Source organism: Thiobacillus sp. 65-1402 (assembly GCF_001897685.1).
GTDB lineage: Bacteria > Pseudomonadota > Gammaproteobacteria > Burkholderiales > Thiobacillaceae > Thiobacillus.
In genome coordinates this window covers 1-20,135 of sequence record NZ_MKUG01000094.1, presented here as the reverse complement: position 1 = coordinate 20,135, position 20,135 = coordinate 1, and the positions used below count along the sequence as shown (strand labels likewise).

The window sequence follows — 20,135 nt, the reverse complement described above, 5'->3', positions numbered from 1 at the left end:
TACCCCGCGGTTCGGGAATACCCAAGGCGGCGCGGCTCGTGGGAGGCATCCCGCATTAGGGGCTAGAATTCCGGACCGTTCTCCACATTGCCGCCGGAGGCCATCATCGACTGCCTGCTCTTCCAAGACGCCAAAGCCCGCGCGATCGCCTTTGACGACATCAGCGACCATGTCGGCCGACCGGATCGTTTCATCTGGATCGAACTGAAATCCCCCGACAGCCAGACCATCGCGCGCCTCGGCAATGAACTCGGATTGCATGCGCTGGCGCTGGAAGACGCCATTTCCACCCACCAGCGCTCCAAGCTCGAGGAATACGACGGGCACATGTTCATCGCCACGCGTACTGCGCAACTGTGGGAATCGCGCCTGGAGCTCGGCGAGACCCACCTGTTTGTCGGCAGCAATTTCGTCGTCGCCATCCGCCACGGCAGCGGCAGCGGCTACCAGCGGATAAGCGAGCGCCTGCAGCGCTGCCCCAACGGCATCAAGGCCGCCACGCCCTACGCGCTGTATCTGGTGCTCGATCTCATCGTCGACCAGTTCAGGCCGGTGATCGAAGGCATGCAGGAGCGCTTCCAGTCGCTGGAAAGCCAGCTGATGAGCGGCGCCCGGCGCGGGCGCGACATGCTGCAACAGCTATACGCCATGAAGCGCGAGCTGGCCGCATTGCGCGATGCAGCCGAACCGATGCAGGAGATCACGCAGAACCTGATTCGCCTGCACCCGGAGCTGTCCACCAAGGAACTCAAGGCGTATTACCGCGACATCCACGACCATGCGGTGCGCGTGTCGGCCGCCATCGACCATCTGCGCGTCTCGACCTCGGACGCGATGCAGTTCCATCTCGCGTCGCTGTCGGTGAAGCAGAACGAATCGGTGCAGAAGCTGGCCGGCTGGGGCGCGCTGCTGGCGCTGCCGACGGTGGTGTTCAGCCTTTACGGCATGAACTTCGACTACATGCCCGAACTGAAATGGCCGTGGGCTTATCCGGCGCTGCTGCTGACAACCGGCATCAGCGTGCTGGTGCTGTACCGGCGCCTGAAGCGGCGCGGCTGGATCTGAGCTGCGTTCAGCGCCGCTCGGCGCGGGCGTAACGGATGCGCGTGGCTGACTGCCCATCGCGATCCAGCCACACCACATGCAGGCGCCCGGCCGCATCCAGCGCCGCCACCGGGTCGGACTGCGCACCCGGGCCGGCGGCGGCCGGCACCGCCACGTTGTCGGCGAATGCTTTGCCATTCCAGTCGGCCAGCCACACATCCGGCGTGCCGTCGCGCTCGTCGTCCCACACCGCCACCAGCCGGCCGCTGGCGTCGCCGACGACCTGCGCATGCCACTGCGCCATGTTGTCGCCGAAGCTGTCCTGCACGCGCAGATTCTTGCCGAAGCGGCGTTTGCCCGTATCGAATGCCGCATAGACGTCATAGCCGGAGAGAAAATCGCGCTTGTCGAGCCACACCGCCACCACGCCGCGCGGCCCCCAGGCCGCAAGCGTCGGCCGCATCGCGCCGCTCCCCGCCCCCAGCCCGCCGACGCTGCCGCTCTTGTGGTCGGTCAGGCGGGCCGGAGGGGAAAAACGGCGCCCATCGCGGCTGTGGCTCACCAGCGGCACCGTGTGGCGATCGCGCCGGTCCTCCCACGCCACCGTCACGCTGCCGTCTCCTGCCACCGCCAGCGCCGGCCAGCCCTGCTCGTCGGACGGCGCTTTCGCTTCGACCGGCCGGGCCGTCTCGACGCCGAGCGTGTCCGCCGCCAACGCCAGCCGGGCAACGACGATGCGGCGGAACCGCCCGGCCTGCTCGGCCCAGGCCGCGTAAAACCGGCCCGCTCCGGCCGCCAGCGTAACCTGGGCGGCCTCGCCGGCAGCCAGCCTCGACGCGCCGCCGCCGGGCAACACCCGCGCATGCACGCTGCCCGCCTCTTCCCACGCCGCGGCAAAGCGGCCCGCACCGAGCGCAAGCACCACCGGCTCATAGCAGGCCGACTGGCTCAAGCGGATCTCCGGCTGGAATTCCGCTGCGGCGCCCGGCTTGATCGCCAGATAGCACTGCGGCGTGCCATCGCGGTTGTCTTCCCACACCACGCCCACACTGTCGCCCGACACCGCCACGCCCTGGCGGTTGGCCGATTCCAGATGGGGAAAGATCGCCGCCCCCTGGACCGAATTGACCGTCAGCGCCTCGCTCCACTCCCACGCGGCTTGCGCCGGCGCAGCCAGCATGGCCAGCAACAGCGCCGCCGCCCTCACGACTTGCTGCCCAGGAATTCGAGCAGGGTCTTCTGCTTGTAATGGCCGCCGCGCACGTAGCGGTCGTAGTCGCGGAAATCCTGCACCGTCTTGAAGCCGGGGATCTGCACGATCTTGTCGCCCTGCGGGGTCAGGTAGACAAACAACGGCGTGGCAAACGCCTTCAGCCGCGCGCCCAGTTCGGCTTCGGTGATGCGCTCGCCGGAAGGCAGCGTCAGCCGTTTTCCCGATTCGGCGTCGACATACACCAGCTCGTAATTGGCGGTGTACAGCTTCTTTAGCGCGGCATCGGAAAACGTCTTCTTGTTGGTATGGTCGCACCAGGCGCAGCCGTAGCGCCCGAAGTACAGGAAAATCGGCTTGCCGCTTGCGCGCGCGGCCGCCAGGCCGGCGTCGAAACCGACGAACGGATAGCCCGGCGGCGGATCGGCCAAGGCCGCAGACGCCCACAAGCAGATTGCCGCCACCACGCTCTTGATCAGCTTCATCCTGTCCTCCTTCAGCCACAGTGCCACCATTCTGATAAATTCAGCCACTCCTGCAACCCTCTTTTCTGACCACATGACCCACGATTCCGTTCGCATCGGCCTGGTTTCCGTCAGCGACCGTGCCAGCAGCGGCGCATACGAAGACCAGGGCCTGCCCGCACTCAAGGCCTGGTTCGGCGAAGTGCTGGCCAATCCCGCCGAATTCGTCACCCGGCTGATCCCCGACGAACAGGCGCTGATCGAGGCGGCACTGGTCGAACTGGCCGACCTTGAGCGCTGTTCGCTCATCCTGACCACCGGCGGTACCGGCCCGGCGCCGCGCGACGTCACCCCGGATGCGACGCTGGCGGTGGCGCACAAGGTGTTGCCCGGCTTCGGCGAGGCGATGCGCGCAGTGTCGCTGAAGTATGTGCCGACCGCCATCCTGTCGCGCCAGGTCGGCGTCACCCGCGGCGCCAGCCTGATCGTCAACCTGCCGGGGCAGCCCAAGGCGATCAAGGAAACGCTCGACGGCGTGTTCGCCGCGGTGCCCTACTGCATCGACCTGATCGGCGGGCCCTACCTCGAAACGCGGCCCGGCACCGTGGCGGTTTTCCGCCCCAAATCCGCGCTGCGGGCGAGCGCATGAGCGGCATCCTCGATGCGCTGGCACGGGCGCTGCGCGACCTGTTCAGCCTGCGCGTGCTGTGGGTGGTGGTGTGGCCGATGCTGGTGGCGGCACTGCTGTGGCTGGTACTGGGCGTGACGTTCTGGCACACCTTCTCCGCCTGGCTTACGCTGGGCCTCGACGCCATCGGCATCCAGACCTGGCTGGCCGGGCTCGAGCCGGTATGGATCGCGCATGGCATTCAGGCACTGCTGCATCTGCTGCTGTTCGTGCCGCTGGTGCTGCTGACCGCGCTCGTCATCACCGCGCTGTTCGCCATGCCTGCGCTGATTCGCCTGGTGGCCGGGCGCGACTACCCCGAGCTCAAACGCGAAAACGGCGGCGGCCTGCTCGGCAGCCTGTGGAATGCGGCGGTCGCCGTCGTGCTGTTTGCCGCCTTGTGGCTGGCCACCCTGCCGCTGTGGCTGATCGGCGTCGGCGTGATCGTGCCCTTCGTCGCCGCGGCGTATCTGAACCAGCGCCTGTTCCGTTACGACGCCATCGCCGAACATGCCAGCGCCGACGAAATGGCGGCGCTGTTCAAGAGCGACCGCGCGGGCTGGTGGGGATTGGGGCTGCTGACCGGACTGCTGCAGTTTGTCCCCTTGCTCAACCTGTTCGGCCCGGTGCTCGCCGCGCTGGCGTTCATCCACTACGGCCTGGCGCGGCTCGAACGGCGGCGGACGGCCTCAGTCGGCTGAGGCAAAGCGCCGCCTGAAGCCTTCGTCGAAATTGATTTCGCGCGCAGTCATGGCGCCGATCACGCACTGTTCCAGGCTGGGCGGCATCACCAGCTGCCCGGCGCCATTGACCAGGCGGCCGGCCATGATTTCGGCCTGGTGGCGCGGCGCCGGCTGCGGCAGCCCGGGTTCGGCGTAACCCTGCGGATAAACTGGCCTGCCCTCGGCGTCGTATTTGTCGGTCGCGCCCAGGGTATGCAACAGTTCGTGGGCGATCACGATATTGTTCTGGCGCGTCTGGTGGGGGTCCGCAAAGGCATGCACCACGCCGATCAGGCCTTTCTGCAAACCCAGCGAATGTTCCAGCGCGATGCCGTCGCGCGGCGCGTGGTACAGCACGAACAGCTTGACCTTGCCGAGCTGCGGCAGCCACTGCCCCGACTGCCGATACACCCACCCGCGCAGCTTCAAGCTCCAGAGCACGGTTTTCAGCACGCTGCCGTCGCGTGGCGGCGCGGGCGGTTTTTCCTTCAGCTCCGGCAGCAGGCTGATCTGCAGCACCGGCGACTGCTTCACGCCGTAGCGCGCCGTTTCGCGTTCGAGAAACGCATTGATCTCGTGAAAGTCGCTCGCCTGCAGCGTACGGATCGTCTGCGCCGCCTGCGCCGAGCCGTCGCCGTTGATCGGGACCACGGCCACATCCAGCGGCGCCCGCCAGGCGCGCACCCTGGATTGTTCCAGCCAGGTGAAGCCGAGCGCCGCGGCCAGCACCCCCAGCAGCAGCAGAATGCGCAGCCGGCGAAAAGTCATGGCAGGGCGGACGGGGCAGGCATCAGGGTGCGGCCGTGGCGGGCGCCACCGGCGCGGCGGGTGCAGCAGGCGATGCGGGCGCGGGCGCCGGTTTTTTGCCTGCTTGCAGATTCATCTTGCTGGCGACCAGCTTGCCGCCATCCGCGTTTTTCACCGCTTCGGTCACGCCGATCTTGGCGCCATCCACCTGCCCCAGCGTGATCAGCGTCTGCTTCACCGCCTCGCCGCGCGCCTGCGCCAGCCGCTGCAGTTCGGCCTCGGTCACCGGAATTTGCAGGGTCAGGCGCTCCAGCATGGCGGCGTGCAGCGACGGCCCAGCCTCCTTGGCCTTCGCATATTCGGCCTTGATCGCCCTCACCCCGCCCTGCTTGCCGAAACGCTCGCCGTACAGCGCTTCCAGCGCTTTCTGCGCGCGCGGGTTGGTGGTGTCGACGGGGCCGGGTTCGTTGCCGGGGTCGATTTTCAGCCCCATGCGCTGTGCGACGTCGCGGCGTATCCACAATTCCTGGATCGCGCGCGTATCGCCCTTCACCTCGTACGCCGGCGCGATCGACAGCGCGAGTTGCGGCCGCTTGGCCAGCGCCTGGCCGACCGCCTTGAGCTTCTCCTGTTCCGGCGGCAGCAGGGTGGCCGTGCCGAAATCGAATTCGACGGCTTCGAGCTTGTCGGAACTGATCCCCAGCAGGCTGCCGAGCGCACGGAAAGGCGCGGTCACCAGCTTGGTCAGCACATTGACGACGGCTTTCCAGATGATCTTGCCGTAGCTGAACTGCGGATCGTCGAGACTGCCGGTGACCGGCAGGTCGAGATCGATGATGCCTTCGCTGTCCTCCAGCAGGGCGATCGCCAGATCGAGCGGCAGCTTCATCGCATCGGGACTGTCGACCCGCTCGCCGAGCTTGAGCTTGTTGATCACGAACTTGTTTTCGCCCGCCAGCTGACGCTGTTTGATCTTGTATTCGAGGTCGACCGAGAGCTTGCCGGAATCGATCTTGCGCCCGGCGAACTTGCCCGAATACGGCGTCATGTTGGTCATTTCCAGATTGCGGAACGTCAGCTTGAGATCGGTGAAATCGGTCGCCCTGAACGGCTGGATCGAGCCGCGCACGCGTGCCGAGCCGAACTCGTCGACCTTGCCGTCGAGCTCCACCAGCGCCATCGTCGCCGGATCGGTGGACAGCCCGGTCACCACGCCGCCGAGGTCGTGCATGCGGGTGCCGAACTGCGGCGTCAGCGAAAGGTCGGCGAATTCCGCATTCGCGCCGACGATGCGCAGACGTTCGACGGCCAGCGGAAACGCGGCCGATTGGGCCGCCGGCTGTGGCGCCGGTAGTGGCTTTGCGGGCGCAGTGGCAAGCGGCGCCTGCGCCGGGGTGCGCAGGATGCGCTGCAGGTTGATCGACTTGTCCTCGAAAATGATGACCTTGCCGAAGGGGTTCAGCGCCACCAGTTCGTTCATGTGCAGGCGGTCGGGGTTGAGCCTGAATTCAAGGCTGTCCGACGACAGTTTCTTCCAGCCGAGGAAGGCCTCTTCGGTTTCCTCCTCGGTGATGGCGAGATCGTCGACCGCGAAGCCGCCGTCGAAATCCAGCTTCATGCCCGATTTGGCCTGCGCGAACGTCAGCCTGCCGCGGCTCGACGCCACGCCCGAATGCAGCTTGAGCCTGGCCACCTGGTTGACGTAGGGCGCAAAGGGCTGCAGCGACAGCCCTGCCAGCTTGAGGTCGAGCCGGCCCGAGGTCTTGCCCGGAACGACCGTGCCGCCGGCCTCGAAGCGGCCGCCCTGCCTGAGCGCGAAGCCGGCTTGCAGGGGCACTGCCTGGTTCATGTCGAGGCTGAGATTCTGCAGGGTGAGGAACCCCCTGGCGACATCGAGCCTGACCGGCGCACCGGGCGACTGGTCGACGATGCCGATTTCGAGGCCGTCGAGACTGAGGCGCGCAAGCTGCACATCCATGGGCGAAGCCGCCGCGGTTTCCGCCTTGGCCGAAGCAGCGGCAGGCGCGCCGGACGCCGGCTTCAGGATTTCGGCCCAGTTGAGGGTCTTGCGCTTGTCCAGCGTCACGCTGGTTTTTGCGCCGTTCAATTCCACCACCTCGATGGCGAGCCGGTTTTCCGCCAGCTTCAGCCGCGCGTTGAGCAGCGCCGCACGCTGCAATTCCGCCACCTGCTGCGTCCCCGACTGCACCCGCACCGGGCCCAGCGCTGCGTTGACCGGGCCGACGTCGATGGCCGCCACGGCCCCCAGCTCGCCGGTCAGCGCCGCGGTCAGGCCGAAACCCTCGGCGCTCACGCCAAGCGGCGCGGCAAAGCTCCGGTCGGTGAAACGTGCCGCCCAGTCGGCCAGCTTGATTTCACGCACGTCGATTTTCCACGGGAGCGGCGGCGCGGCGGTTTCGGCCGCCGCCGGCTTGGCTGCCGCGGATCGGGGCGCGGCAGCGTCCTCGCCCGCCGCGAACAGGGTCTGCCAGTCCAGCGTGCCCTTGAGGTCACGCGTCGCCGCCAGCTTGCCGCCGGACAGGCTGACGCTCGCCACCTCGATCCGGCGCTGGGCCAGGTCGAGGCTGGCGTTGCCGACGCGCGCCTCGGCGAGCTCCAGCACCGGCGCAGGCGCTGCAGCGCGCAGCGGATCGCTGCCCTTCTGGACGCCGTCGCCGCGTGGCGCCAGCGCCAGGTTCTGCACGACCAGGTTGGCGCCGCCAATCTGCACCCAGGGCACGTCTTCGCCGGTTTTGTCGCGCACCATGGCGAAGCGGTAGCGCAGGCCTGCGGCGAGCGTTCCGGACGGCAGTTCGAAATTGCGCGGGCTCTTCACCACCCGCAGCAGATTGCCCAGCCGCACCCCCTGCAGCCCGAGCTCGCCGCTCGATGCGATGGGATTCAGCCCGACGTCGCCTTTCCACTTGAGCGTGCCGCCCTGTTCCGGCAGCTTGGCCGCGATCAGGTAATCGCCCCTATCCTCGGGCAGCGTGGAGAGACCTTCGAGCTCGATGCCGAGCGGCTGCAGCAGCGCCTTGAAGGGGGCGCCGGTGCGATCGGCATCGGTGTATTCGATGTCGCCGTTGCTGATTTTGACGTGATCGACCAGCACCCGCGCGAGGGTATCGGACGGCGGCTCCTTGTTTTCATTGAGCTTGGCGATCAGCGCCGCCCAGTTCAGCTTGCCGCCGCGCTGCACCGTCAGGATGGCGCGCGGCCGTTCGAGCTGAACGTCGCGGATACGCCAGGCCCAGCGGAACAGACCGGTGCTGTCGAGATTGACGTAGAGCCGGTCGAAACCGGCCAGCGGCGCGCCGTTCATCTCGGCCAGCTTGAGGCCGTCCACCGTGGCTTCGAGGGTGAGCGGATTGAACTTGACCTGCTGCGCGCTCAGCTGGCTTGCAAGCTTGTTTTCACCTATCCAGGGCAGCAGCTTTTTGGCCAGCGGGTCGACCAGGAAAAACCCGAATGCCAGATACAGGCCGAACAGCCCGGCAACGATCAAAAACGGCAGGCTCAATGCAATTTTGCCGAGGCGTCCCCACATGCGTCACTCCCAGTTCAAAAAACGTTCATCCGCGAAGCAGGGCGTGAAGGCGCGTCAAGCAGTCTGCGCGGTTTTTGCGCCTTGCTGCGCCTGCTTCATGGGTCGCTTACTTTTCCTGCATGGCCTCGCGAACCGTCCGGAACAATTCACGAAACGCCTTCGGCGGCTTGTTGCGCGCCGCTTCGTCGCGCGCATTGCGGATGATTTGCCGCAGGTGCGTGGCGTCGGTGCCGGGGTAATTGTCGAGAAACAGCGTCAGCGCCTCGTTGTCGGCGATGAGCTTCTCGCGCCATTTCTCGGCCTGGTGCAGCTTGGCGTTTTCCGCCGCGGAGACGCCGTTGAAGGCGTCGATCTGCGCCTGGATCGGCGCCGGGTCGACCGCCCGCATCAGTTTGCCGATGTATTGCTTTTGCCGCCGCAGCGCGCCGTTCTGGGTGATCTTGCGGCAGGCGGCCACCGCCTCGCGCAGCTCTTCCGGCAGTTCGATGCGCTTGAATTGCGCATCGGGCAGCTTGACCAGAATTTCACCCAGCGCTTGCAGGGCTTCGACTTCGCGTTTCTTATGGCTCTTGCTGGGGCCGTCGTAGACCTCGTCGGGGTCGAATTCCAGTTCGGCATCGGGGTCGATCAGGCGCACGGTGGGGCTTTCGGTTACTGTTATTATCGTCATTGTAGTTTCAGCCCATACAAAACGTATTCGCGTCCCCCATTTCCTTTTGTAAATTCCGACATGTCCCGCTCCCAATTCAGCTACACCCGCGACCAGCTCATGGCCCTGTCCCGGATCGTCATCGAGCATGCCGCCAAACAGGGCGCCACCGCCGCCGACACCGAGATCTCCGAAGGCGTCGGGCAGAACGTCAGCGTGCGCCAGGGCGAAATCGAGACCATCGAGTACAACAAGGACAAGGGCGCCGGCGTCACCGTCTACCTCGGCCAGCGGCGCGGCCACGCCTCGACCTCGGACCTGTCGGAAGCGGCACTGAAAAGCGCCGTCGAGAAGGCGCTGACCATCGCCCGCTACACCGCCGAGGACGCAGCGGCCGGCCTGCCCGACGCCGACCGCCTGGCACAGAACGTACCCGACCTCGACCTCTACCACCCGTGGGATCTCAGCGTGGAAGAGGCGGCCGAACGCGCCCGCGCCTGCGAGGCGGCGGCGCTGGCGGTGGACAAGCGGCTGACCAACTCGGAAGGCGCCGGCGTCAGCCTGCACGCCTCGCATTTCATCTATGCCAACAGCCTCGGCTTCTGCAACGGCTACGCCGGTTCGCGCCACGGCATCTCGGTGGCGGTGATCGGCGAAGACAAGGGTGCGATGCAGCGCGACTACTGGTACAGCAGCGCCCGCAATGCCAACGACCTCGATTCCGCCGAAAGCGTCGGCCGCATCGCCGGCACCCGCACGGTGCGCCGGCTCAACGGCCGCAAGCTCGACACCCGCACCTGCCCCGTAATCTTCGAGGCGCCGATCGCCACCGGCCTGATCGGCAACTTCGTCGCCGCGGTCTCCGGCGGCAGCCTCTACCGCAAGTCGTCGTTCCTGCTCGACAGCCTCGGCAAGCCGGTGTTCGCCCCGCTGGTCACCATCCGCGAGCAGCCCTTCATTCCCGGCGGCCTCGGCAGCGCGCCCTTCGACAGCGAAGGCGTCGCCTGCATGGATCGCGACGTCGTCAGGGACGGCGTGCTGCAGGGCTATTTCCTGTCGACCTACTCGGCGAAGAAACTCGGCATGACGACCACCGGCAACGCCGGCGGCAGCCACAACCTCATCGTCACCCCCGGCGAGCACGACCTCGACGGCCTCTTGAAGCAGATGGGCACCGGGCTGCTGGTCACCGAGCTGCTCGGCCACGGCGCCAACATGGTCACCGGCGACTATTCGCGCGGCGCCGCCGGCTTCTGGGTGGAGAACGGCGAAATCCAGTACCCGGTCGAGGAAATCACCATCGCCGGCAACCTCGCCGAGATGTTCAAGGGCATCGTCGCCATCGGCCGCGACATCGAGAAGCGCGGCTCCAAGCAGGTCGGCTCCATCCTGATCGACAAGATGACCGTCGCAGGAAACTGACATGCAGCGCGCAAGCCGCCTTTTCTTCGCGGTTTGTCTTGCTGTCCTGCTCGCCGCGTGCGACCGCGCGCCGACGCTGCCGAAGCTCAGCCCGCACGACGTCATCGTCGCCTTCGGCGACAGCCTCACCCACGGCACCGGGGCGAGCAGCGACACCGCCTATCCCGCCGTGCTGGCGGCGCTCACCGGCCGCACCGTGATCAACGCCGGGGTGCCCGGCGACACCACAGGCACGGGCCTGCAGCGCCTGCCCTCCGTACTGGATGAATACAAGCCACGCCTGGTGCTGCTGTGCCTGGGCGGCAACGACATGCTGAGAAAGCAGCCCGAGGCCGCCACCGAGAACAACCTGCGCCTGCTGGCGAAGACGATCCGCTCCAGTGGCGCCGAGGTGGTGCTGATCGGCGTGCCCGAACCGAAACTGTTCGGCGGCGCGCCGGATTTTTATGCCCGCGTCGCCGAGGAGATGCGGCTGCCGCTGGAAGACGAGGCCTTCAACGAGGTGCTGAAGGACAACCGGCTCAAGTCCGACCCGATCCACGCCAACGCCGCCGGTTACCGCGTGGTCGCCGAACGGCTGAATGCATTGCTGCGCGAGGCGGGAGCCTTGTGAATCAAAAACCCTTCATCCGCGAATACCCTGAAGGGCATAAAGGACGCGAAGTGATGCGAAGAAAAACCAGGAAAAACAACCATCCCGCCTTTTCCACTTCGCGCCCCTTCGCGTACTTCGCGGATAGAAAAAGCTTTTCAGCATGAGGCCCCTGCTCGTCCTGGCCCGCCTGATCGACGCGCTGACCGAGCGCATCGGCCGTCTCGTCATCTGGCTGGTACTCGCCGCCACCCTCATTTCAGCTGGCAACGCGCTCGCCCGTTATCTGCTCGGCGAAAGCTCCAACGCCTGGCTGGAAATCCAGTGGTACCTGTTCGGCGCGATGTTCCTGCTGGCGGCGGGCTACACGCTGAAGCACAACGGCCACGTGCGCATCGACATTTTTTACAGCCGGCTGGGGTCGCGCGGGCAGGCCTGGATCGACCTCGCCGGCGGCCTGCTGTTCCTGCTGCCGATGGCGCTGCTGCTGGCCTGGCTGGCCTGGCCGATGTTTTACGAAGCCTGGCAGACGCAGGAACACTCGCCCGACGCCGGCGGCCTCTTGCGCTGGCCGGTGAAGCTGCTGCTGCCGCTGGGTTTTGCCCTGCTCGCCCTGCAGGGGGTGGCCGAAGTCATCAAACGCATCGGCGTGCTGTCCGGCCATCTCGCCCTCCCCCGCGAAACACCCGAAGAGGAAGTCTGATGGAAGCCGGAATCCTGGCGCCACTGATGTTCGCAGGCCTGGTGGCCTTCCTGCTGCTGGGCTATCCGGTGGCGTTCGCGCTCGCCGCCAACGGCCTGCTGTTCGCCGGCATCGGCATCATGGCCGGGCTGTTCGACGTGTCGCTGCTGCACGCCCTGCCCGAGCGCATCTACGGCATCGTCGCCAATCCCACCCTGCTGGCGATTCCCTTCTTCGCCTTCATGGGGCTGATCCTCGAACGCTCCGGCATGGCCGAGGAGCTGCTCGACACCATCGGCCAGCTGTTCGGTTCCCTGCGCGGCGGCCTCGCCTACGCGGTGATCCTGGTCGGCGGCCTCCTGGCCGCCACCACCGGCGTGGTCGCCGCCAGCGTCATCGCGATGGGACTGATCTCGCTGCCCGTGATGCTGCGCTACGGCTACGACAAGCGGCTGGCCTCAGGCGTCATCGCCGCCTCCGGCACGCTGGCGCAGATCGTGCCGCCGTCCTTGGTGCTGATCGTGCTGGCCGACCAGCTCGGCGCCCCGGTCAGCGCCATGTACAAGGGCGCGCTCATCCCGGGCCTGGCGCTGATCGGGCTGTACCTGGCCTACGTGTTTTTCGTGACGCTGACGAGGCCGCACGCCGCGCCCGCCCTGCCGGCTTCCGCGCGCACCCTGCACGGTACGGCCCTGCTGCTGCGCGTCTTCACCACCCTGCTGCCGCCGCTGGTGCTGATCTTCCTGGTGCTCGGCACCATCTTCCTCGGCGTCGCCACCCCCACCGAGGGCGGCGCGATGGGCGCTGCAGGCGCGCTGCTGCTGGCGCTGGCGCGCGGGCGGCTCTCCCGTTTGCAGCTGACGCAGGCGATGGACAGCACCACCAAACTCACCACCTTCGTCATTTTCATCCTTATCGGTTCGACGATCTTCACCCTGGCGTTCCGCGGACTGGATGGGGACGTGTGGGTCGAGCACCTGTTCAGCCAGCTGCCCGGCGGCGTGCTCGGCTTCCTCATCGCGGTCAACCTGCTGGTGTTCGTGCTGGCGTTCTTCCTCGACTTCTTCGAGATCGCCTTCATCGCCGTGCCGCTGCTGGCCCCCGTTGCCGCCAAACTCGGCATCGACCCGATCTGGTTCGGCGTGATGCTCGCGGTCAACATGCAGACCGCCTTCATGCACCCGCCCTTCGGCTTCGCGCTGTTCTACCTGAAGAGCGTGGCGCCGAAGGCGATCCGCACCGCCGACATCTACTGGGGCGCAATTCCCTTCCTGATCATTCAGCTCGTCATGGTCGCCGTGGTGCTGGGCTTTCCCCAGGTGGTGCTGCGCGATGCGCCTGCCGACGCCAGCAGCGTCACCGACATCCCCGTCGACGTCGATCCCGACGCCTATTACCTGCCGGCCGAGTGGCGTTGAAACCGGCCTGCCGCCGATGGCGGGAAACGTGAGAAAATGAACGACTTCGCGCATCGTTTGTCGGATGTGCGTCAATCGCAAACTTCAACACTCCAGGAACCGAATCCATGAGCGAACTCATCATCGAAGACCTCGTCACCGGCAGCGGCGACACCGCCAGCGCCGGCCAGTACGTGTCGGTGCACTACACCGGCTGGCTTACCGACGGCAAGAAATTCGACTCCAGCCTCGACCGCAACGATCCGTTCGAATTCAAGCTCGGCGCCGGCCAGGTCATCCCCGGCTGGGACCAGGGCGTGGCCGGCATGCAGATCGGCGGCAAGCGCAAGCTCACCATTCCGCCCGAGCTGGGCTATGGCGCACGCGGCGCCGGCGGCGTGATTCCGCCGAACGCCACGCTGGTGTTCGAAGTCGAACTGCTGGGCGTCAACTAAACCTTTTTTGTCCGCTAAGGACGCGAAGGAACGCGAGGAAATGCGTCAGGGTTTTCCTTCGTGGTACTTCGCGGATAGCTCTTCATGACCCACGCCCTGTTCTCCCACCGCAAGCACTGGGCGGCGCGCTTCGGCAGCGCCCCCTTCCTGCCGATGTCGCGCGCCGAAATGACCGCGCTCGGCTGGGATGCGTGCGACGTCATCCTGATCACCGGCGACGCCTACATCGACCACCCCAGCTTCGGCATGGCGCTGGTGGGGCGGCTGCTGGAAGCGCAGGGCTACCGGGTCGGCATCATCAGCCAGCCCGACTGGCATTCGGCCGACGCCTTTCGCGCGCTCGGCCAGCCGACGCTGTACTTCGGCGTCACCGCGGGCAACATGGACTCGATGGTCAACCGCTACACCTCCGACCGCAAGATCCGCTCCGACGACGCCTACACCGCCAATGCCGAACCCAACAAGCGCCCCGATCGCGCCGTCACGGTGTACGCCCAGCGCTGCCGCGAGGCCTATCCCGGCACCCCGGTGATCATCGGCTCGATCGAGGCGAGCCTGCGCCGCATCGCGCATTACGACTACTGGTCCGACACCGTGCGCCGCTCGGTGCTGCCGGACTCGAAAGCCGATCTCCTGATCTTCGGCAACGCCGAGCGTGCGCTGCTCGACCTCACCCATCGCCTCGCCCGCGGCGAGAAGATCGGCGACATCCGCGACCTGCGCGGCACCGGCTTCATGGTGCCGCGCGACTGGAAACCGCCCACGCCGGAAGCGGGAATCGAAGGCGGCTCAAACTGGATCGAGGTGCTGTCGACCGAACTCGACACCCCCGGCGCCATCGACGCCCACGTCGATCCCTATGCGATGACGCCCAGCGCCCCCACCGCGCAGACGCCTGAAGGCACCGCGCCGGTGCGCCTCGTCCCCAAGGCCGAACGGCTCGCCGCGCGCCAGGAAGTGCGCGCGCGCACGGTGATCCGCCTGCCCGACTACGACCAGGTGAAGAACAACCCGGCGCTGTACGCCCATGCATCCAGGGTCTTCCACCTCGAATCCAACCCCGGCAACGCCCGCGCGCTGCGGCAGGCGCACGGCGAGCGCGACGTCTGGCTGAACCCGCCGCCGATCCCGCTTTCGACGCAGGAGATGGACGCGGTGTACGACCTGCCCTACGCGCGCGCGCCGCACCCGAGCTATGGCGACGCCAGGATTCCGGCGTGGGAGATGATCCGCTTCTCGATCAACATCATGCGCGGCTGTTTCGGCGGCTGCACCTTCTGCTCGATCACCGAGCACGAGGGCCGCATCATCCAGAGCCGCTCCGAGGATTCGGTGATCCGCGAGATCGAAGCGATCCGCGACAAGACCCCCGGCTTCACCGGCGTCATTTCCGACCTCGGCGGACCGACCGCCAACATGTACCGCCTGGCGTGCAAGTCGAAGCGGATCGAGCAATCATGCCGGCGGCTGTCCTGCGTGTTCCCCGACATCTGCGACAACCTCAACACCGACCACACGCCGCTGATCCACCTGTACCGCCGCGCGCGCCAGATTCCCGGGATCAAGAAAATCCAGATCAGCTCGGGCCTCAGATACGACCTCGCGGTGCGCTCGCCGGAATACGTCAAGGAACTGGTGCAGCACCACGTCGGCGGCTACCTGAAGATCGCGCCCGAGCACACCGAAGCCGGCCCGCTGTCGAAGATGATGAAGCCCGGCATGGGCGCCTACGACCGCTTCAAGGAGATGTTCGAAGCCGCCTCCAGGGCAGTCGGCAAGAAGCAGTACCTGATTCCCTATTTCATCGCCGCCCATCCCGGCACCACCGACGAAGACATGCTCAATCTGGCGCTGTGGCTGAAGCAGCACGATTTCCGCCTCGACCAGGTGCAGACCTTCCTGCCCACGCCGATGGCGCTGGCGACGGCGATGTACCACACCGAAAAAAACCCGCTGAAGAAGGTGCTGGGCGGCAAGGCCGAGACCGTTCCGGTGGTGCGCCAGGGCCGCACCCGCCGTCTGCACAAGGCCTTCCTGCGCTACCACGACCCCGACAACTGGCCGCTGCTGCGCGAAGCGCTGAAGGAAATGGGCCGCGAAGACCTCATCGGCAACAGCAAGAAGCACCTGATTCCGCTGTATCAGCCCGCCGGCACCGGCAGACAGCCGGAAGGCGCGCGCACGCCGCGCGCCGAAGCCGGCGCTCGCGCCAAACCCGGCACCAGCAAACCGAATGCGGCCAAACCAGGCGCAGGCAAACCCGCATCGGGCAGGCCTGCCCCCGCCGGTCGCGGCCGCCCGCCGCAAGTACCCAAGCACCCCTTGAGCCAGCGCCGCGGCGGCGGCAAATCCCGCTGAATTCTCCTGTAACCTGAATCTTGCCTCTTGAATCTGCCGTGACCCCCAGCGACATCCTCCGCGCCAAGCTCAATCTCGAAACCGCCCAGCTCGGCTGGCCCGAACTCGAACGCCACTTCGCGCGTGGCGACGTCATCAAGGTCGCCATTGGCGTGGACCTGGTCGACGCCGCCCTGCATATTGCCGAGAACAACACGGCGAGCGTTGAAGCCTGGCTGGCCGAAGGCCGCATCGCCCGCGCCGGGATCGCCGACGCCGAAGACTGGCACGCGCGCCAGCCGCTGTTCTGGGCAGTGGTGGTGGCGCCATGGGTGCTGGTGCAGGAAGTGGTCAAGCAAATCGAAAGCTGAGCGTGCACCCTGGAATGCACACGCGCCATTTGCTACCTGTTGCACAAATCATTAGTTATCAAATGGATATCCAGCCGCAGAACTACAAATTCCGGCGAAATCCGCCACCGCTTCAGTAATTCGGCATTGTCATGTCTGGACCGCATTTCCGTGACTCCATGCATGACAATGTTGTTCAACGTTTCCACTCGTCAGGCAACGGGTCAAGCGATATCGTTGCCTGGCTGGTGCGCCCGCCGAGCCAGCGCCAGCGGGACGACGAAGTGCTGGGTGCGCAGGTGCGCCAGAGCTTCATCCTTAGCGACCGCACCTACGGTGCGCGGCGTGTCTGGCACGATATGCTGGCGGTGGGTTTGCAGTGCGGCCTGCACCGCATCGAGCGCCTGATGCACGAACAGGCCTTGCGGGCCAGACCGAGACGGCGCGGCCTGCCGCAGGACAAGGGCTCGCGCAGCGTCATCGCCGATAACTGCTGGACCGCCAGTTTCAGGCGGAGGCGCCCAAGCAGAAGTGGCTGGCCGACTTCACTTATATCTGGACGGCCGAAGGCTGGCTGTATGTTGCCGTGGTTCTGGACCTGTATGCCCGTCGCATCGTGGGCTGGTCGATGCAGGAGAGCATGACTTCGCAGCTTGTGGCCGATGCCTTGATGATGGCCATCTGGCGTCGTGGCAGGCCGCAGGAACTGCTGCACCACTCGGACCAGGACAGCCAGTACACCAGCGAGCACTTCCAGGGATTGCTGAGGGAGAACGGCATACCTGCTCGATGAGCCGCGCTGGTGAAGTGTGGGACAACTCGGCAATGGAGAGCTTCTTCAGTTCAATGAAGACGGAGCGAATCAGCCGAAAGACGTATCGCACTCGGGAGCAGGCCCGTGCCGATGTGTTCGACTACATCGAGCGCTTCTACAACCCGACGCGCCGGCATTCAACACTCGGTTACGTCAGTCCGGTACAGTTCGAGGAAGCTTCAAAAGCTTAAAGGCGTGTCTACGAAACCGGCAGCAGCCCAGGCGTCAAATGTGAAAATTGTGCGCATTACGGTTGAACTAACCACCTGTGCCGGTTACGGTTGACCGGCTCACTAGTGCTGACCGGCAGAACTCGCCCCAGCTTGGTAGCTGTCGTTAAAACGGCGGTTTTACACGATAGCATAGCTTCTCAATCTCCCTCACAGCAGTCACCAGCCCTTTTTCCTGCTCCATCTGCTTGCCAAGCTCTGCAGCCCGCTTCTGGACTTCGAAACCTTCAACAAAGCTGATTGCCTTCCCCAATGAGCCCGCGTCTAGCTTCGCTCCATTGAGCGCTGGCGGCGCAATGCCTAAACGATAAAGTCGTTCGGCCCAGAAGGCTTGGTCGCCTGCAAATGGGATGACGACCGATGGCTTGCCAGCACGGGTGGCGGAATGGGCAGTCCCGGAGCCGCCATGGTGAATGACGGCGGTCGTGCGCGGGAGCAACCAGTCGTGCGGGGTGGTGCCGATGCGCAGAATATTGTTAGGCAGCTCGATGTCATCCATGCCGCTCCAGCCTGGGTAGAACAATGCACGGCGGCCCGCCAAGGCGGCAACCAGTGTCTTGGCCAAGAGCGGCCCATCTATCCCCGCCATACTGCCAAAGCCGACGTAGACTGGCAGCGGGCCAGCATGGAGAAAATCAGCCAGTTCAGGTGGTGGCGTGAATTCACCGGCTGGCGTCTGCCATTGGCCGCACACGCGGGCGTGAACTGGCCAATCGGCGGGCTGTGGCAGGATCGTCGAGGAAATTCCATAGAGCATGGGATGTTTGGTCGGCAGTTCTTGGCGCGCCGATAGACCGAGCACTGTCTGGCGCGCTTCATTCAAACTTTTCCTGAAGGCAAACCAAACCAATTGGTTGGTCAGTCTGAGGCTGGCGTTATTGAGCCAATGCGGCACTAGACCAGGGGGCAGGAAGGGTGAAGGAAAGTCGTGCGAAGGCGTGAGCGGAATCATACTGGTGCCGATGGCTGGTATGCTCAGGCGTTCAGCAACCGATAGGCCGATGAAGCCAGCCAAGCCGGAGGTGAGGATGGCGTCGCAGCCTTCAGCCGCTGCTAAGGTTTCAACCATCCAAGCGCGGGTGTTAGCATTGGTGAGTTGCACCAGCGCCTTGGCCACGCCTTTTGGTCCTTGACTACTCCATGTGGAGAACAACTGCCGGATGTCGCCGGACAGCGCTGAGTTGGCTAGGCCGAGTTCTTCTGCCGAGCTGAGAGTGCGCGCGTCGCCGAGCAGATGTACGTCGTGGCCGGAACTGAGTAGCTCGTGGCCAAGGGCAACGAGCGGCCGGGTGTCGCCTTCCGTGCCGTAGGTAAGGATCAGCAGCTTCATAAGATCTTTTCAAAAGTATACGTCGTATACCTTATCATCCTTTACACTCCCCCGGCTATGGCCTCCCTAACCGACCTGGAAAACCAAGCCAACGCGCCTGTTAGCGACCGGCGAAAGCTGAAAAAAGTGCATCTGATGGAACACATAGCCGCTGCAGCTGGTGAACTATTTCAGGCCCATGGATACCTGGTTGTGACGATGGAGCAGATCGCGATGGCGGCAGAGGTCTCCAAGCGCACACTGTATAAGTATTTTCCGGTTAGGGAGGCAGTGCTGGCGCATCTATTGGAGGGTGAACTGGCGCGCGATCTCGCTAACCCCGGCTTCCAATTCGACCTGAATACTCCGTTCCATGCCAACATCTCTAAACTGCTAGCGGAGTCGGCTGCCTGGTGCGAGCGCCATCCCGATTATCTGCTCCCCTATATCCGCTATAAGTTCGCCAGCTTCGAACCGAACGCTGAAACCACCGGCAAAGGTAACTTGGTGCAGGCGTGGACGCTGCTGATCGCCGCCGCACAACAGCGCGGCGAACTCGATCCGGAGCATCCGGCCGAACAGTTGGCAATCTATTTTCACCATCTATATTTTGGTGCACTGATGCGCTGGATCACTGACCGCCGACTCGATCTAAAGCGAGAGTTCACGACGGTGGTCCAGTTGTTCGTGGATGGCGCCCGTACTCCTAGCCGACAGTAGTATTCCCCGGCAAAGCTGAGGCAATAACATTGCGAGCCCTCAAAGCAGCAGTTCGGGGCGGCTACTCACACGGTGCTCCTGCACCATGCGAACAGCGCGTTCGCGAACTTCGGGGGATACTTGGGGGTGGGATCTTCTTACTCTTCATGGCTCCATCTTCCCGGAGCAAGAAGCCTCCTCAAAACTCGGGGTGATTCAATTCACCGACACAGCTGCGTCACCTGGAAGCAGATTGCCCACGACTGCCGAGGCAGTCGTGGGGGACGTCGGACGTCGCTGACGTAGTGACTGCGTATCGGTTGAATATAATCAACTTGAATCTGAATCTCATGTAGTCCAAGGCTGCGGTCAATGGCTGCGAGGTCATCCTCGAGCTTCGACAGTTCTTCGATCAGCTGCTTCGCGGTGGCCAGCGCAGACCGTGTCTTCCTGATTTCCCCCACGAGACGAGCACGTTTATCGATTAGCCATTTGAGGGGGGAAGGGATCTTCGGGGTCATGTCCCATATTCAATCTCGCTCCTCGTTTTGCTTCAAGGGCAACAGGTAACAAATGGCGTGCACACGCAAAAAAGCCCGCAATCGCGGGCTTTTTTGCGTACGTCAAACCGCTCAGGCGGCCAGGCTGTCCTTCACCCGCAGCAGACGGGCGCGCGCTTCGGCCGCGACGCCATGGACTGCGGTGTTGGCGACCAGCTTGACCATGATGCCGGGGTCGAGGAAGGACACCGTCACCTTGCCGTCGGCTTCCTCGCGCACCACGACGTTGCACGGCAGC

18 protein-coding genes and 1 pseudogene are annotated in these 20,135 nt (G+C 65.1%); 12 read left to right on the top strand and 7 right to left on the bottom strand.

Going from position 1 to position 20,135, the window contains the following annotated elements; all coding sequences use genetic code 11:
- Window positions 1-87 precede the first annotated feature (87 nt).
- Entirely contained in the window at window positions 88-1,065 is a 978-nt protein-coding gene (locus BGO62_RS07875; RefSeq protein WP_296640984.1) for a magnesium and cobalt transport protein CorA, read from the top strand.
- A gap of 7 nt (window positions 1,066-1,072) precedes the next feature.
- On the opposite strand, the gene BGO62_RS07870 is transcribed toward BGO62_RS07875, so the two are convergent.
- Window positions 1,073-2,251, bottom strand: coding sequence for a hypothetical protein (locus tag BGO62_RS07870; RefSeq protein ID WP_296640983.1), 1,179 nt, complete (start codon window positions 2,249-2,251; stop codon window positions 1,073-1,075).
- On the bottom strand, window positions 2,248-2,787 hold the full coding sequence (locus BGO62_RS07865; protein WP_296640982.1) for a thioredoxin fold domain-containing protein: 540 nt from the start codon (window positions 2,785-2,787) through the stop codon (window positions 2,248-2,250). The genes BGO62_RS07870 and BGO62_RS07865 overlap by 4 nt, the downstream gene beginning before the upstream one ends.
- A gap of 25 nt (window positions 2,788-2,812) precedes the next feature.
- Between BGO62_RS07865 and mog the strand changes: the two genes are divergently transcribed.
- Both mog and BGO62_RS07855 read left to right on the top strand, forming a co-directional pair.
- Window positions 2,813-3,367 carry a molybdopterin adenylyltransferase gene (gene mog / locus BGO62_RS07860; RefSeq protein WP_296640981.1) on the top strand — a complete coding sequence of 185 codons (555 nt, stop codon included), beginning with the start codon at window positions 2,813-2,815 and terminating at the stop codon, window positions 3,365-3,367.
- Window positions 3,364-4,086 carry an EI24 domain-containing protein gene (locus BGO62_RS07855; RefSeq protein WP_296640980.1) on the top strand — a complete coding sequence of 241 codons (723 nt, stop codon included), beginning with the start codon at window positions 3,364-3,366 and terminating at the stop codon, window positions 4,084-4,086. Before mog ends, BGO62_RS07855 begins: the two co-directional genes overlap by 4 nt.
- Here BGO62_RS07855 and BGO62_RS07850 read toward each other — a convergent pair.
- The 3 genes from BGO62_RS07850 to yjgA all read right to left on the bottom strand — a co-directional run bounded on the left by BGO62_RS07850 (window position 4,075) and on the right by yjgA (window position 9,071).
- Complete coding sequence (locus BGO62_RS07850) at window positions 4,075-4,875, bottom strand: hypothetical protein (RefSeq protein ID WP_296640979.1); 801 nt, start codon at window positions 4,873-4,875, stop codon at window positions 4,075-4,077. The two genes, BGO62_RS07855 and BGO62_RS07850, sit on opposite strands and share 12 nt — an antisense overlap.
- 22 nt (window positions 4,876-4,897) lie before the next feature.
- On the bottom strand, window positions 4,898-8,401 hold the full coding sequence (locus BGO62_RS07845; protein ID WP_296640978.1) for a DUF748 domain-containing protein: 3,504 nt from the start codon (window positions 8,399-8,401) through the stop codon (window positions 4,898-4,900).
- Window positions 8,402-8,507: 106 nt separating this feature from the next.
- A complete protein-coding gene (gene yjgA / locus BGO62_RS07840; protein ID WP_296640977.1) occupies window positions 8,508-9,071 on the bottom strand; it encodes a ribosome biogenesis factor YjgA in 564 nt (187 codons plus the stop codon).
- Between the two features lie 60 nt (window positions 9,072-9,131).
- Here yjgA and pmbA point away from each other — a divergent pair, with 60 nt between their 5' ends.
- From pmbA to BGO62_RS07800, 8 genes and pseudogenes are all read left to right on the top strand, one after another.
- Window positions 9,132-10,472 (top strand): metalloprotease PmbA, encoded by a 1,341-nt coding sequence (gene pmbA / locus BGO62_RS07835; RefSeq protein ID WP_296640976.1) that lies wholly within the window; start codon window positions 9,132-9,134, stop codon window positions 10,470-10,472.
- 1 nt (window position 10,473) lies between these two features.
- A complete protein-coding gene (locus tag BGO62_RS07830) occupies window positions 10,474-11,085 on the top strand; it encodes an arylesterase (protein ID WP_296640973.1) in 612 nt (203 codons plus the stop codon).
- A gap of 142 nt (window positions 11,086-11,227) precedes the next feature.
- Entirely contained in the window at window positions 11,228-11,767 is a 540-nt protein-coding gene (locus BGO62_RS07825; RefSeq protein ID WP_296640970.1) for a TRAP transporter small permease subunit, read from the top strand.
- Window positions 11,767-13,164 carry a TRAP transporter large permease subunit gene (locus BGO62_RS07820; RefSeq protein ID WP_296640968.1) on the top strand — a complete coding sequence of 466 codons (1,398 nt, stop codon included), beginning with the start codon at window positions 11,767-11,769 and terminating at the stop codon, window positions 13,162-13,164. The genes BGO62_RS07825 and BGO62_RS07820 overlap by 1 nt, the downstream gene beginning before the upstream one ends.
- Before the next feature lie 107 nt (window positions 13,165-13,271).
- Window positions 13,272-13,598, top strand: coding sequence for an FKBP-type peptidyl-prolyl cis-trans isomerase (locus BGO62_RS07815; RefSeq protein ID WP_296640966.1), 327 nt, complete (start codon window positions 13,272-13,274; stop codon window positions 13,596-13,598).
- Window positions 13,599-13,682: 84 nt separating this feature from the next.
- A complete protein-coding gene (locus BGO62_RS07810) occupies window positions 13,683-15,956 on the top strand; it encodes a YgiQ family radical SAM protein (protein ID WP_296640964.1) in 2,274 nt (757 codons plus the stop codon).
- Window positions 15,957-15,994: 38 nt separating this feature from the next.
- Entirely contained in the window at window positions 15,995-16,306 is a 312-nt protein-coding gene (locus BGO62_RS07805) for a DUF2288 domain-containing protein (protein ID WP_296640963.1), read from the top strand.
- A gap of 218 nt (window positions 16,307-16,524) precedes the next feature.
- Window positions 16,525-17,290, top strand: a pseudogene (locus BGO62_RS07800) (IS3 family transposase); the annotation flags it as partial.
- A 145-nt stretch (window positions 17,291-17,435) separates the two neighbouring features.
- Here the strand turns inward: BGO62_RS07800 and BGO62_RS07795 are convergent.
- Window positions 17,436-18,659 (bottom strand): glycosyltransferase, encoded by a 1,224-nt coding sequence (locus BGO62_RS07795; RefSeq protein WP_296640960.1) that lies wholly within the window; start codon window positions 18,657-18,659, stop codon window positions 17,436-17,438.
- Between the two features lie 57 nt (window positions 18,660-18,716).
- On the opposite strand from BGO62_RS07795, the gene BGO62_RS07790 reads away from it, so the two are divergent.
- Complete coding sequence (locus BGO62_RS07790) at window positions 18,717-19,358, top strand: TetR/AcrR family transcriptional regulator (RefSeq protein ID WP_296640959.1); 642 nt, start codon at window positions 18,717-18,719, stop codon at window positions 19,356-19,358.
- A gap of 611 nt (window positions 19,359-19,969) precedes the next feature.
- On the opposite strand, the gene BGO62_RS07785 is transcribed toward BGO62_RS07790, so the two are convergent.
- Complete coding sequence (locus tag BGO62_RS07785; protein ID WP_296640998.1) at window positions 19,970-20,134, bottom strand: DUF302 domain-containing protein; 165 nt, start codon at window positions 20,132-20,134, stop codon at window positions 19,970-19,972.
- Window position 20,135 lies beyond the last annotated feature (1 nt).